Raw genomic sequence first — 13,854 nt, 5'->3', positions numbered from 1 at the left:
TGCCCTGCGACAGAACACACACATGGACGCACTGTGACAAACGTTATGGACCATCTGCCGCTCCGCACACCAGTGCCGGCGCACCACCCGGAGCCCGTCCTGGACGTGGTCGTACCGGTGTTCAACGAGGAGACGGATCTCGAGCAGAGCGTGCGGCGGCTCCACGCCCATCTCCGCGAGACCTTCCCCTACCCGTTCCGGATCACCGTCGCGGACAACGCCAGCACCGACGCGACCCCCCGCATCGCGGCCGAACTGGCCGCCGAACTGCCCGAGACCGAGTGGCTGCGGCTGCCCGACAAGGGAAGAGGCCGGGCGCTGCACGCCGCATGGTCCGCGTCACGGGCACCGGTGCTCGCCTACCTGGACGTGGACCTGTCGACCGACCTGACGGCGCTGCTGCCGCTGGTCGCCCCGCTGATCTCGGGACACTCCGACATCGCCATCGGCACACGCCTGGCCCAGGGTGCCCGGGTGGTGCGCGGCCCCAAGCGCGAGGTCATCTCCCGCTGCTACAACGCCCTGTTGCGCTCCACGCTCGCCGTGGGCTTCTCCGACGCCCAGTGCGGATTCAAGGCGGTGCGGCGCGATGTCGCCGAGCGGCTGCTGCCGCTGGTGCAGGACTCGGAGTGGTTCTTCGACACCGAGCTCCTGGTGATCGCCGAGCGGGCCGGACTGCGTATCCACGAGGTGCCGGTCGACTGGGTGGACGACCCCGACAGCCGCGTCGACATCCTGTCCACGGCGCTCGCCGATCTGCGCGGCATCGCCAGGATCGGCCGGGCCCTGGCCCGCGGCACCCTCCCGACGGAGGGACTGCGCCGCGGCACGGCCGACGGGACGCGGGACGGCCTCGCCGGCCAACTGCTGCGCTTCGCCGTGGTGGGAGCCCTGAGCACCGTCGGATACGTCATGCTGTATGCGATATTGCGCCCACCGGCCGGGCCACAGGCTGCCAACGCGCTGGCGCTGCTGATCTGCGCGGTCGCCAACACGGCAGCGAACCGGCGGCTCACCTTCGGGCTGCGCGGCCGTGGCGGTGCGCTGCGCCACCAGGCCAAAGGACTGCTGGTCTTCCTGATCGGACTGACCCTCACCAGTGGCTCACTGGCCGCACTGCACCACCTGGCGCCGGGGACCGCGCGGTCCACGGAGCTCGCGGTGCTCGTCGCCGCCAACCTCGCCGCCACCCTGGTGCGGTTTCTGCTCTTCCGGTCCTGGGTGTTCCCCGCCCGGCGCCGCCGCGGGACGGGAGCCGGCGCCGAATGAACCGGACGACGCTGTTGATCACTTCCCCGCCCGCCGCCGGCCCCCTCGAACCCGCTGCCCCCGCCCCGGCCCTCGACGAGCGTCTGCGCCGCGCTGCCCGGCACTGCCTGCCCGTACTGGCGCTGTACGGCGTCCTGAAGCTCATCGGCTTCTCCGTCTTCATGTACCTGCTGGACTCGGCAGGGGACTTCCGGCGCAAGGACCCGCGCTTCGGCGGCGGCGCCCACGTCTGGGACGTACTGGCAAGCTGGGACGGCTGGTGGTATCAGCAGATCGCCGAGAACGGTTACGACCCCGCGCTGGTCCCGGTTCCCGGAGCCACCGGACTGATCACCCTCGAAGGCAACTCGGCCGCGTTCTTCCCCCTCTACCCGGCGGCGATACGGCTCGTGTCCGTGTGCACGGGTTTCGGTTCGTACGGCGCCGGCATGCTGGTCTCCGTCGTCGCCTCGTTCGCCGCCGCCCTCGGCATCTACGCCGTCACCGCACGGTTCGGCGGCAGGCAGGCCGGGCTCGCCGCGGCCGGACTGTGGGCCGTCTGGCCCGGCTCCGGCGTCGAGTGGTCGGTCTACTCGGAGTCCCTCTACGTCGCCCTCGCCGCCTGGACCTGCCACGCCGTCATGAGCCGACGCTGGCTCACCGCCGGAATCCTCACCTTCACCGCCGGCCTCAACCGACCGACCGCGGTGGCGCTGATCGCGGCCCTCGCCGTCGCCGCGCTGCTCGCGCTCCACCGCCGCCAGGAGGACTCCCCGCGCCCGCTGATCGCGATGCTGATCGCTCCGCTCGGGCTCGGCGGCTATCTGCTGTGGGTCGGCAACCGGATGGGCGACCTCGGCGGCTACTTCACACTCCAGAAGGGAGCCTGGGCCCACACCTTCGACTTCGGTGAGCAGACCCTCGACGTCCTGACCTCCGTCCCCGTGGGGCGCTTCGACTACCTCTTCGCGTACCCCTTCGAGGACACCATCGGCGTGGCCGTCGTGCTGCTGGCCCTGCTGCTGATCCCCCTCCTGATCCGCCTGCGCCCCCCGGCCGTCCTGATCGTCTACACGCTCTTCACCCTCGCCCTGGTCCTGGGCAGCCAGCAGATCTTCGGCAACGTCTCCCGCTATCTGCTGCCCGCCTTCCCCCTGTTCATCCCCCTCGCGGTCCGCCTGCGCACCCTCCGCCTGCCCGTGCTGTGCACCCTGCTCGGCATCCTGGCGGCAGCCTCCGGCTCGTACGCGGGATACGCACTCTTCGAACTCGGGGTGCCCTAGATTCCTACAGCACCTTGCGGTGAATGAGGGCCGAGAGCACCAGCGCGCCCGGCAGCAGGGGCAGCCACACCGTCAGGACGCGGTAGCCGATGACGGTCGTGGTGGCCAGGTCCACCGGTGCGCCGAGTGCGGCCATGGTGAACACCATCGCCGCGTCCACGGGCCCGATGCCGCCCGGGGCGGGTACCGCGCCCACGGCCGTGCTGGCGGCCAGGAACGCGAAGACCACCTGAGCCCAGGACAGCGGCAGGCCGAGCGCGGCCCCGACCGAGGCGATCACGCTCGCCTGAAGCACCGGAGCGGCGGCGGCCCCGCCCCAGAGGGCGAGGATGCGGCTGGGCCTGGTGTGCAGCAGCCGTACGTCCGTCAGGGCGGTGCGGACGAAACCGAGCACCGGACGACGCAGCGGACGTACGGCCGTGACCAGGAGGGCCGTCGCGGTGAGACCGCTCGTCAGGCCCGCGCCGATCAGGAGCAACGTCCACTCGTCCGGCACCAGTTCGGCGAGCCGGAGCAGGCCAGGGAGGGCCGGCAGGAAGGCCAGCAGCACCAGGGTTTTCGCGACCGGTCTGACGAGTGAGTACAGGGCGAGCGACGCGGTGGCCCGCGCCAGGGGTATACCGCGGCCCTGGAGGAAACGCAGGGTGACGGCATGGGCGCCGATGCTCGCGGGGGTCACATGGTTCGCGGCGCCGGCGGCGAACTGTGACGCCAGCAGCAGCCCCGGCGGAAGCTGCTCCGGGATCGCCCCCTGCCGGACGCATGCGGCGCACACCCAGCCCAGGCAGGTGAACAGGACCCCGGCCAGCAGCCACCAGGGGTCGGCGGCGGCCAGCCGGGCGGCACCGTCGGACACGGTGTGCCGGTCGACCACGGCCCACGCCCCGATCAGCAGGAGCGGAAGCACCGTCAGCAGCCGGCAGGCGAGGCGTGCGGCGGAGGAGGGGGATGAGGGGGAGAAGGGAGCGGAGGGGGTGGAAGGAGCGGAGGACGAGGGGGTGGGGGAGGGGCAGCCGACCGGGGTGGGGTCGCAGGCGGGGGCCCGGGCGGGGAGCGGTCCCGGAAGCGGTCCGGGGAGATGGTCGAGCGGGAGCAGGGACACGGCGCACGTCGTCCTTCCGTGACACGTCCCGCGCGGTGAGGCGCGGGACGGACGGTTGCAAGGCGAGGCAGGGGGACGGCGACAACGTTCCCGCCCGGCGTGACGGCACGGTGTCCGGGAGCCGAAGCGGCGCGGGCGACTGGGCGACGCGGTCCACGCCGTGGGCGGCACGGCACCCCTGGTCGTACGGCCGTGGTCGGAAAGTCCGTTGCGGCCCGCGCCCGCCGCACCGGACAGTGGCCCCATGACGACGCCCCGCACCCTGCCGCCCGGGCTCACCGTGCGCCCGGCCACGTTGGACGACGCGACGGCGGTGTGCGCGCTGCTCAACGAGGTCGACCTGCTGGAGGTCGGCCGTGCCGAGACCGAACTGTCCGAGGTCCGGGCGGACCTGAAGCATCCCGAGGTGGATCTGGAGCGCGACTCCTGGCTGCTCTTCGAGGGTGACGGGCTGATCGGATACGGACTGGTGTGGGACGACTCCGGCGGTGAGCGCGTCGACATGGACCAGTACCTGCTGCCCGGCCGCCCCGAGGGCGCCCGGCACCTGTTCGACCTGATGGAGGCCCGGGCGGCCCAGCGGGCGGCCGCGAACGGAGCGGCGCGGGCGGTCCTGCACATGCACGTCAATACCGCCCCCACGACGGATCCCAACGCCATCCGCGCACGTGGGTGGAGCCCGGTCCGCCGCTACAACGTGCTGGTCCGCCCCTTGTCCGCGGCGGACCGGATCCCGGCCCCGCCGCCGGACGTCACCCTGCGCCCCTGCCTGACCGAGCCGGACCGCCGCCGCGCCCACGCACTGCTCCAGGAGTCCTTCGCCGACCACTTCGACTTCCAGCCGCGTACCTACGAGCAGTGGCTGCACGACATCGACGGCGAGAACGCCGACTGGTCGCTCGTGTGGATCGCGTACGTCGACGGCCTCGGCGACGCCGCGGTGCTGCGCAGCCACGACAACCGGACCTCCATGGCCTGGATCGGCCACCTCGGTGTCCTGCGCGCGGCGCGGGGCCGCGGACTGGGCAGCTACCTTCTGCGCCATGCGTTCGCCCACTACGCCCGCGCCGGCCGCGACCGCATCGGCCTGGGCGTCGACACCGACAACAGCACCGGCGCCCTCGCCCTGTACGAGCGGCACGGGATGACGCTCGATTTCGCCGTGGACACCTGGGAGTTGATCAGGCCCTGTTGAGAGCTACTCCAGGTCCACGGGTGAATCGACGATCTCGCCGTCCTTCTTGACGGTCTGCTCCGCGTCGGCCTCGCGCACGCTGACGGGGGAGTCGGTGATGCGACCGCGGCGGGTGGCCCGTTGACGGATCACCGCGCCCTGTCGCCCCGTGACCCCGGAGCGCTCGATGCGCCCGCCGCGGTCGGCCCGGATACGGGCTCGGGTACGTCGCCCCGCAGGAGCAACCGCGCCCTGGACCGCAAGGATGATGCCGACCGCCACCAACACGGCCAGAAAGGCGAACAGCGCCCAACTCCGCTGCTCGGTCAGCAGGTTGGTGACATAGCCGGTGGCGACGCTGACGACGAAGCCGCCGGCGGCGATGGTCTTGGGGCCGAGTGCGGGCATGCCCCGCTCCCTCCGTCAGGTCCGGGGGGGCGTGAAGTACGAAGGAAACACGTCCACCACACGGACGAACTGGCACAATGTCAAGATATCGGCGTGAGGCCGCATCATGCGAGGCGAACGGCGGCGGAGGGCGTTCGATGGGGGACGTGGGGGCATGGTTCACCGATCGTGAGGCGGCTCTGAAGGCGGTGCACCGCCTCCTGAACGGCCCAGGAAATGAACGGGTGTTGCTGCTGCACGGTGTGTCCGGGACGGGCAAGTCGACCGTGCTCGACAGGCTGCAGTCCCGTCCGCCCGCGCGCTGGCGGCCGGTACTGGTGGACGCCGCGGCACTGGTTCCGGGCATGGTCGTGCCCGACGAAGGCGGCGAGGAGGCGGCGCTGGCCCTGCTGCGCCTGATGGCCCGCGGTATGGCCGATCAGACGTCGTGGTGGCGACGGCGCTGGGTGCGCCAGCGGGCCGACGCGATCGGCGTGGTGCGTCCGTGGAGCGTGCAGCTGTGGCAGTGGGCCGGTATGGGCGGCACCATCACGGAGTCGCCCGTGACCGTCTCCGGTGCGCACGTGACGCAGAGCGAGCGGCGCACGGAGTGGGTTCGCGAACTGCAGGTGGTGGCCCGGGCGGTCAGGCGCCGTCGGGTGCTGCTCCTGGTCGACACCTGCGAGCAGTTGGTGTTCTTCGACGACGTCCATGGCGAACAGCCGCGGTCGGGCCGGCCCTTCGGAGTCGGCGGCTGGTTCCTCGGCGTGCTGGAAGAGCTCATACCCCGCGTGCCGGAGCTGCGGGTGGTGATGGCGGGCAGCACCCGGAGCCTGGTCGACCAGGCCGGCCGTTCGGGCCGCGCGGCCGGGCGCTACGTCGTTCACGAACTCTCGCCGTGGACGGAGTCCGACACGTGCACCTACCTCACCCGCCGTGGCCTGACCCGGGCCGCACAGCTGGCCGGACCGGTCGTCGGCGCCGGCGCGGGCATGCCCGCCGTGATCAGCTGGATCGCCGACGTTCTCACCCGAACGCTGGGGGGCGGCCATGCCGGTACCGCGGACGACGGTGCGGCGGAGGAGGACGTACTGTCGGTCGCCCATGAACTGACCAGTGCCACACGGCAGACCTGGTTGCGCGAGCACGTGCTGCGGCGGGTCAGCGAGCGCGTCCGGCGCCTGCTCCAGGCAGCAGCGGTTCTCGGGACGTTCACGGAACAGGCCCTGTTCACCGTCGCGTTCGGGCCCGACTCCCTTCCCGACCCCGGAGACGACTGGTTCTCCCGTATCGCGGGCATGTCCTGCCTGCGCCAACTGCCCGATGCGAACGACGTCTGGCGGATGCACGCCACGATCCGTGCCTGGCTGCTGGAGACCCTGACGGAGGACGACACCCGGCGCACTCCCACGCAGAAGACACTGCCGGGCCTTCACGAGGCCGCGGCGCTCTACTACGAGGCCCTTGTCGACGGGGACTTCTCACCTCAGGCCGCCCACCATCGCTTCGCCCTCGGGCAGGACACCCATGCGGCGTCGTGGACGAGTCACCTCGGCCGGGCGCTGACGGCCGACCCCGTCGACGCACTGCACGCGCAGGCGCTGACGGACGCGGCCCTCACCGCTCCCCGGCTCGAACACACCCTCCCCCAGGTGGCGGCCGAAGCGCACTTCGCCCGTGCCTACGTCGCCCATCTCCGCGACGACGACACGGTGGCCCAGCACCACGCCGAGCAGGCGCTCGCCCTCTTCGAGAAGGCACAGCCGCAACGAAGCGAGAGGGCCTGTACGGCGGCCCGTCTGGCCGGTCAGTCCGCCTGGCGTCGCCGGCGGTTCGCCGAGGCCGCGGCACACTGGACTTCCGCGCTCACACACCACCCCGAAGCGGACACCGAAGCGGAACTGCGCTGTGCCCTGGCCGGAGCGGTACTGCACACCGGCGACCTCGCGCGGGCTCAAGACCTGCTGGAACGGGCTCTCCAGGCAGTCGACCACGCGTCCGTCGGCACACCGACCAGTGCCGCTCCCGAGGTGGTCACCCCCTCGGGCGTCCTGCCTCCGATCGCCCTGGCCGACCACTTGGCCGACCGGGAGCGCCGCGCCCACATACTTGTGGAGAGCGCCGTCTGCGCCTTCCGGCGTGCCGAGGGGGATCAGGCTCAGGAGTACGCCGCCCGCGCCCTGGAGCAGGCCACCGGCGATCCGCATCACACCGCACTGGCCAACGACATCGCTGCCAGGATCGCCCTTCATTCCTGGAACGTCCCCCGCGCCGACCGGCTGGTGGAGGAGGGGCTGACCGCCGCCCGGGCGTGCTCCGATCCACGGTGCATGATCCAGTTGCTTCTCACCCAGGCGGATCTCGCGGAACGACACGCGGTGTGGACGTCCCCGGACAAGCTCGTCGACCGGCCTGCCTCCGTGTCCCCGGCCCCTGGCGTCGGTGTGGACGGCAGCAGGAGTGTCGTCGTGGTGACGAGCAGTACGAGTGTCACCCAGAGGGTCGAGGCACTGCGCCGGCGCGCTCTGGCCAAAGACCTGCGGGGAGAAGCCCACGCCCTCGCCCTGCAACTCCAGGACGATCATGTCCTGGCGGTCGTGCTGTACGAGCAGGACGCCGCTGAAGCACTGAGACTCCATCGCCTCAGCGGCGACCGGACGGGTCAGGTCGGCGCCCTGCTCGCGCTGGAGAAGTCCGCGCGCAGGCGGGGCGACTTCAACGAGGCCCTTGCGCACGCCACTGAAGCCCTGGCCCTGTCCCGTGCTACTGGGTACCGGTCCCGGGAAGCGCCGATCATGCAGCGTCTCGGCGCCAACCTGAGCCGTATCGGAGAGGTCGAGCAGGCGGAGCAGTACTATGCGGACGCTCTCGATCTCTTCCGGACCACCGCCGACCGGCACGGAGAAGCCTCGGCTCTCCGGGGCAACGGCGTCCATCAGCGTATCCGCGGCAACCTGGCGCGATCCGACGATTTCGCTCTCCAGGGTCTTGGCCTCTCCCGTTCCCTCGGGGACCGGAGCGGAATGGCCGAATCCCTGCACGACCTCGGCGAGTCTGCCTACGCGCGCGGGGACATCGACGACGCCCACCGATACGCCCTGGAGGCCTTCCATCTGTACCGTTCCACGGCCAGCGAGGACGAAGAGGCTCACGCCCTGCAGGACCTCTCCCGGGTCGCGTACGACCGCGACGGCCCCGAACAGGCGCGTCGGCACCTCATCGATGCCCTCAAGATGGCCCGCGCCGCCGGGGACCGTCACCGGGAAACGCATGTGCTGTATCGGCTCGGCATCATCGCCACCAGGATCGGTCGTCTGGAAGAGGCCCGGCGGCACCTGACGCAGGGCCTTGCCCTGTCACGCGACAACGGTGAAAGCAACGGAATCGCTGAGGGGTTGTACCGTCTGGGCATCGTCGCTCTGAGCCGCCGTGACCTCGAATACGCTCAGCGTTCTTTGACCGAGGCCCTCGCCCTGTTCGGAGAACTCGCCGACCGCCATGGCGAGGCCGGCAGCCGGCGCATGCTGGCCGAGGTCGCCCTCCGCCGTGGTGACCTGCCCTTGGCCGAGCGGTACGTCACCCGGGCCCTGACCGCGTACCGTGACATGGGTGACCGTCGGGGCGAGGCCGACAGCCTCCACTGCCTGGCGCACATCGCCATCGAGCACCGTGACACGAGTGCGGCCCACCGGCACCTGACGCGTGCCGCCGAGCTCTACGAGGCGGTGCAGCAGCACGACTCGGCGCGACTGTGCCGCCGGTCGCTGCGTGAGCTCTAGAGCCTGTGTCACATCCTCTGAGCCCGGGTCAGGACACCGGCCCCGCCGAGCGGGAGCGCGATCGTGAACGTCGTCCTGCCCGGTTCGCTGGTCAGATCGATCGTGCCGCCGTGCGCGCGGACCAGTGACATGGCGACCGCGAGGCCGAGGCCGCTGCCGCCGCGGTCGCGGCTGCGGGCCTTGTCGACGCGGTAGAAGCGGTCGAAGATGCGCTCGCGGTCGGCGGCCGGGATGCCGGGGCCCGCGTCGGTGATCCGCACCAGGGCCCTGCCGCCGGAGACGGGGACGGAGACGGACACGGAGACCTCCGTGCCGGGCGGGGTGTGCACGGCCGCGTTGGTGAGCAGGTTGTCCAGGACCTGTCGTATGCGCTGCGGGTCCAGCCGGAGCCTCAGCGCGCGCGGGCCGGGCGCCACCGTCAGCGGATGCTCCGGGCGGCTCGCGCGGAACGCGTCGGCCGCCTGCTCGACCAGGTCCGCCAGGTCCGTCTCCTGCCGGCGCAGCGGGGCCTCCACCTCGTCGGCGTCGAGGCGGGCGAGCAGCAGCAGGTCGTCCAGCAGGAAGCCCATCCGCGCGGCCTCGGCGCGCAGCCGGGCGAGGTGCTTGTCCCGTTCCTCGGGCGTGTTGGCGGCCGCGTACTGGAAGAGGTCCGCATAGCCCCGTACGGACATCAGCGGTGTCCGCAGCTCGTGCGAGGCGTCCGCGACGAAGCGGCGCAGCCGCTGCTCGGCCTCCGCACGCACCGCGAGCGAGCGGTCGATGTGCTCCAGCATGGTGTTGAACGCGGTGCGCAGTTCCTCGACCTCGGGGCCGCCGTCGCGGCCGTCGGCGCGCAACGGGAGCCTCGCCGCTGACTCGGTCAGATCGTGGGAGGTGATGCCGTGGGCGGTGTGCGCCATGTCGCTCAGCGGCTCGAGGCCGCGCCGCAGCATTCTGCGGCCGAACACCACCAGCGCCAGCAGCGCGAGCCCGAACGCGACCACCTGGATGGCGATCAGCTGGCCCACGGTGTCCTCGATGTCGTCCATGGGCGCGCCGCTGACCAGGACCACTCCGGGCTCGACCTCGCAGCCGCGCAGCCGGTACTCGCCCTCGCCGGCGAGGTTCTCGGTGCGCAGCACCTCGGTGCCCGCGGAGATCTGCGCCCGGGCCACGGCGGTGAGGTCGGCGATGTCCCTGGGCAGGTCGGTGGTTTCCTCGGGTCTGCGGAGCACGGGGGTGCCGTCCGAGACGTCGTACACGGCGTAGTACCAGCGGTAGTACTTGTTGCCCGTGAGGGTGCCTTGCTGCGCGATGCTCTTGGACTGGGCGACCTGCGCGAGCCCGAGTTGGGCGTCGAGCTGGGCCGACAGCCAGGTGCGCATGTAGGTCGTCTGGGCGGTGCCGACCACGGCGAACACCGTCAGGGCCAGTGCCCCGAGCCCCAGCGCCAGCCGGGTGCCCAGGCGCATCCCGCGGTAGGCCCGCCGTATCCGCCCGATCACTCGGCCGCCTGCCGGACCACGTATCCGAAGCCGCGGACCGTGTGGATCACAGGCGTCCCGTTCTCCCCGCTTGCTCCGCGCTCGCCAGGTTCGTCCAGCTTGCGGCGCAGCCGGCTGACGACCAGCTCGACGACGTTCGAGCGGCCGCCGAAGCCGTACTCCCAGACATGGTCGAGGATCTGTGCCTTGGTCAGTACGGTCGGCGACTTGCGCATCAGATAGCGCAGCACCTCGTACTCGGTCGGGGTGAGGGTGAGCAGCCGCTCGCCGCGGCGCACTTCGCGGGTGTCCTCGTCCATGGTGAGGTCCCCGATCCGCAGCACGGACCGCTCGAAGCCGGGCCCGGCGCTGCGCCGCAGCACGGTCCGCAGCCGGGCCATCAGCTCCTCCACCGCGAACGGCTTGACCAGATAGTCGTCCCCGCCGCGGGTCAGCCCCGCCACCCGGTCGGCGACGGCGTCGCGCGCCGTGAGGAACACCACCGGCACCATCGTCCCCAAGGCGCGCAGCCGGTCGAGGACGCCGAAGCCGTCGACGTCGGGCAGCATCAGGTCGAGCACCACGATGTCCGGACGGAAGTCGGCGGCCACCCTCAGCGCCTCCTCACCGGAGTTGGCGGTGGCCGCCTCCCAGCCCTCGTAGCGGGCGACCGTCGCCACGAGGTCGGCGATGGGCGGATCGTCGTCCACGACGAGAAGGCGTACTTTCTCCACCCGCTCATCCTCCTTCACGGAACTCCTGGTGCCAGACCCGGCCGGCGTCCACGACCACTTCGATAACCACTTGAAAGTCAAACGACAGTAGAACGACAGCTCCGGCCCGCCAAGCTCGTAACCCCGGACCCGATCAAGGAGCTGTCGCCCGTGACGACCGTCCAATCGCCCCCCGTTCCCCCCACGGCGATACGGCCCAGGGTGGTGGCCCGCACGGGGCTGTACGCCGTGCTGGCCGCGAACGCGGCCGTGGTGACCTTCTTCTTCACCCAGGCGGGTTTCGCCTCGAACACCCTCGTAGTGCTGGGCCGCCTGGCCGGCCTCTACGGCGCCCTGCTGATGGCCTTCCAGCTGCTGCTGGTGGCCCGGCTGCCCTGGCTCGACCGCCGCATCGGCATGGACCGGCTGACCCTCTGGCACCGCTGGACGGGCTTCGGCATCCTGTGGACCCTGCTCGCGCACGCCGTCTTCATCACCTTCGGCTACGCCGAGTCCTCCTCCCTGGACCCGGTGAACCAGCTGATCGACCTCGCCGAGACCGTCGAGGGCGTGCTCCGTGCCGTCGTCGCGCTGGCGATCGTCCTCGTCGTGGGCGCCGTCTCCGCCCGCTTCGCCCGGCGCCGCCTCGCGTACGAGACCTGGCACTTCATCCACCTGTACACCTACCTCGCGGTGGTGCTCGCCTTCAGCCACCAGGTCGCCGCCGGTACGACCTTCACCTCGTCCCCTGCTGCCACGGCGTACTGGTACGCGGTGTGGGCTTTCGCCCTCGGCTCGGTGGCGGTGGGCCGGCTGCTGCTCCCGCTGTGGCGGAACTGGCGCCACCAGCTGCGGGTCACGGCCGTCGTCCCCGAGTCCGACAGCGTCGTCTCGATCTACATGACCGGCCGCGACCTGGACCGGATGCCCGCACGCGCCGGCCAGTTCTTCCTGTGGCGGTTCCTGACCCGGGACCGCTGGTGGCAGGCCAATCCGTACTCGCTGTCGGCCGCACCCGACGGCCGCACCCTCCGGCTCACCGCCAAGACCGTCGGCGACGGCACCGCAGCCCTGCGGCATGTGAAGGTGGGCACGCGGGTGTTCGCCGAGGGGCCCTACGGCGCCTTCACCACGATGCACCGCACCCGGCCCGAGACCCTGCTCATCGCGGGCGGCGTGGGCATCACCCCCATGCGGGCGCTGCTGGAGGAACTGCACGGCCATGTGGTCCTCATCTACCGGGTGGCCACCGACGGCGACGCCGTTCTCTACGACGAACTGCGGGAACTCGCCCACGCCAAGGGCGCCGAACTCCATCTGATCACCGGACGGGCCGCCCCCGACAAGCTGGCGCCGGGCGAGCTCGCACGGCTCGTGCCGGACGTCGCCGACCGGGACGTCTTCCTGTGCGGACCGCCCGGCATGACCGGTGCCGTGCTGCGCACCCTGCGCGAACTGGGCGTGCCCACACAGCAGATCCATCACGAGCGCTTCAGCCTGGCGGGATGAGAGGGACATCGTGAAGCGAGCAATTCCTGTTCTGGTCCTGACCGTTGCGGGCCTGGTCCCCGTGTGGCGTTATGCGCCGTCGGACGGCACGACGACCACCGAGGCCGCCGCACCCGCCTCGACACCTTCCGCGTCCTCCTCCTCGTCTTCCTCGTCCTCTTCATCCTCTTCGTCCGACGTGGTCGACGGTTCGACGGTGAACACGGAGAAGGGCGCCGTGCGGGTGCAGGTGTCTTTCGAGGGTGGGAAGATCACCGCCGTCAAGCTGCTTCAGCAGCCGAATCATCCGCAGACGACGGCGGCAGTGCCGAAGTTGATCGCGGCGACGCTGGAGGCGCAGAGCGCGGACGTCGACACGGTGTCGGGCGCCACGCTCACGAGCGACGCCTACCGGGAGTCGCTGCAGGCCGCCATCGACGCGAAGGGCGCCTGACCGTGCGCCGCGTCGAACACGTCATGGGGTTCCCGGTGTCGCTCCGTATCGACGACGAGGGCGATTTCGGCGCGGCCGCGGACGCGGTGTTCGCCCGGCTGCGTGAAGCCGACGAGCGGTTCAGCCCGTTCAAGGACGGCAGCGAGGTGTCCCGGTACGGCAGGGGCGAGCTGAAGGCCGGCGACCTCAGCGCCGATCTGGTCGAGATCCTCGGCATCTGCGAGCACTACCGGACCGCCACCGGCGGCGCCTTCGACGTACGGCTGCCCGGCCGCGGCCTCGACCCCTGCGCGGTGGTCAAGGGCTGGGCGGTGCAGCGGGCGGCGGAGCTGCTGGCGGACGCCGGGGCGCGGCGCTTCTGTCTCAACGCCGGCGGTGACGTGGTCGCCGTCGGCGGGCCCTGGCGGGTCGGCGTACGGCACCCCGAGATCGCCGACCACCTGTGCGCCGTCCTCGACGTCACCGACGGGGCCGTGGCGACCTCCGCGTGCTACGAGCGGGGCGACCACATCATCGACGGCCGTACGGGCCGCCCCGCGACCGGACTTCTCAGCCTCACCGTCACGGCGGCTTCCCTGACCGAGGCGGACTCGGTCGCCACGGCCGCGTTCGCGATGGGCGGGGAGGGCGTCGACTGGGCCGCCGGACTGGAGGGGTGCGAGGTCTTCGCGGTGGACGCCGGACGACGGGTGCTGCGCACGCCCGGGTTCCCCGTTGCCGCGCATCAAGAGGTCTAGACTCATCACCCGACGGGCCGCCCGGG

At 71.5% G+C, this 13,854-nt stretch carries 12 protein-coding genes; 7 read left to right on the top strand and 5 right to left on the bottom strand.

Annotation, left to right across the window (positions count from 1 at the left end; translation table 11 throughout):
* The first annotated feature begins 45 nt into the window (after positions 1–45).
* Together F7R91_RS04755 and F7R91_RS04750 are read left to right on the top strand one after the other, a co-directional pair.
* Positions 46–1,269 (top strand): bifunctional glycosyltransferase family 2/GtrA family protein, encoded by a 1,224-nt coding sequence (locus F7R91_RS04755; RefSeq protein ID WP_150944868.1) that lies wholly within the window; start codon positions 46–48, stop codon positions 1,267–1,269.
* Positions 1,266–2,531: a glycosyltransferase family 39 protein gene (locus F7R91_RS04750; protein ID WP_150944740.1), complete on the top strand. Its 1,266-nt coding sequence runs from the start codon at positions 1,266–1,268 to the stop codon at positions 2,529–2,531. The genes F7R91_RS04755 and F7R91_RS04750 overlap by 4 nt, the downstream gene beginning before the upstream one ends.
* Positions 2,532–2,535: 4 nt before the next feature.
* Here F7R91_RS04750 and F7R91_RS04745 read toward each other — a convergent pair whose 3' ends face one another.
* A complete protein-coding gene (locus F7R91_RS04745; RefSeq protein ID WP_225320522.1) occupies positions 2,536–3,633 on the bottom strand; it encodes a lysylphosphatidylglycerol synthase transmembrane domain-containing protein in 1,098 nt (365 codons plus the stop codon).
* A 244-nt stretch (positions 3,634–3,877) separates the two neighbouring features.
* Here F7R91_RS04745 and F7R91_RS04740 point away from each other — a divergent pair, with 244 nt between their 5' ends.
* Positions 3,878–4,828, top strand: coding sequence for a GNAT family N-acetyltransferase (locus tag F7R91_RS04740; protein ID WP_150944736.1), 951 nt, complete (start codon positions 3,878–3,880; stop codon positions 4,826–4,828).
* 3 nt (positions 4,829–4,831) lie between these two features.
* On the opposite strand, the gene F7R91_RS04735 is transcribed toward F7R91_RS04740, so the two are convergent.
* Positions 4,832–5,215: a hypothetical protein gene (locus tag F7R91_RS04735; protein WP_150944734.1), complete on the bottom strand. Its 384-nt coding sequence runs from the start codon at positions 5,213–5,215 to the stop codon at positions 4,832–4,834.
* 146 nt (positions 5,216–5,361) lie between these two features.
* Between F7R91_RS04735 and F7R91_RS04730 the strand changes: the two genes are divergently transcribed.
* Positions 5,362–8,973 carry a tetratricopeptide repeat protein gene (locus F7R91_RS04730; protein WP_150944732.1) on the top strand — a complete coding sequence of 1,204 codons (3,612 nt, stop codon included), beginning with the start codon at positions 5,362–5,364 and terminating at the stop codon, positions 8,971–8,973.
* Between the two features lie 8 nt (positions 8,974–8,981).
* Here the strand turns inward: F7R91_RS04730 and F7R91_RS04725 are convergent, their stop codons facing one another.
* Together F7R91_RS04725 and F7R91_RS04720 are read right to left on the bottom strand one after the other, a co-directional pair.
* Positions 8,982–10,457: a sensor histidine kinase gene (locus F7R91_RS04725; protein ID WP_150944730.1), complete on the bottom strand. Its 1,476-nt coding sequence runs from the start codon at positions 10,455–10,457 to the stop codon at positions 8,982–8,984.
* Complete coding sequence (locus tag F7R91_RS04720) at positions 10,454–11,170, bottom strand: response regulator transcription factor (RefSeq protein WP_225320521.1); 717 nt, start codon at positions 11,168–11,170, stop codon at positions 10,454–10,456. Before F7R91_RS04720 ends, F7R91_RS04725 begins: the two co-directional genes overlap by 4 nt.
* 150 nt (positions 11,171–11,320) lie before the next feature.
* On the opposite strand from F7R91_RS04720, the gene F7R91_RS04715 reads away from it, so the two are divergent.
* Entirely contained in the window at positions 11,321–12,658 is a 1,338-nt protein-coding gene (locus F7R91_RS04715) for a ferredoxin reductase family protein (RefSeq protein ID WP_150944726.1), read from the top strand.
* 69 nt (positions 12,659–12,727) lie between these two features.
* Here the strand turns inward: F7R91_RS04715 and F7R91_RS44000 are convergent, their stop codons facing one another.
* A complete protein-coding gene (locus tag F7R91_RS44000; protein ID WP_331000532.1) occupies positions 12,728–12,862 on the bottom strand; it encodes a hypothetical protein in 135 nt (44 codons plus the stop codon).
* On the opposite strand from F7R91_RS44000, the gene F7R91_RS43995 reads away from it, so the two are divergent.
* Together F7R91_RS43995 and F7R91_RS04705 are read left to right on the top strand one after the other, a co-directional pair.
* Positions 12,855–13,091, top strand: a complete 237-nt coding sequence (locus F7R91_RS43995; RefSeq protein WP_331000531.1) for an FMN-binding protein — start codon at positions 12,855–12,857, stop codon at positions 13,089–13,091. The two genes, F7R91_RS44000 and F7R91_RS43995, sit on opposite strands and share 8 nt — an antisense overlap.
* 2 nt (positions 13,092–13,093) lie before the next feature.
* Positions 13,094–13,828, top strand: coding sequence for an FAD:protein FMN transferase (locus tag F7R91_RS04705; RefSeq protein ID WP_150944722.1), 735 nt, complete (start codon positions 13,094–13,096; stop codon positions 13,826–13,828).
* Positions 13,829–13,854 lie beyond the last annotated feature (26 nt).

The organism is Streptomyces luteolifulvus (assembly GCF_008806595.1).
Taxonomy (GTDB): Bacteria; Actinomycetota; Actinomycetes; order Streptomycetales; family Streptomycetaceae; genus Streptomyces; species Streptomyces luteolifulvus.
The sequence above is the reverse complement of the archived record's forward strand: the minus strand, read 5'-3'. Positions and strand labels throughout refer to the sequence as shown.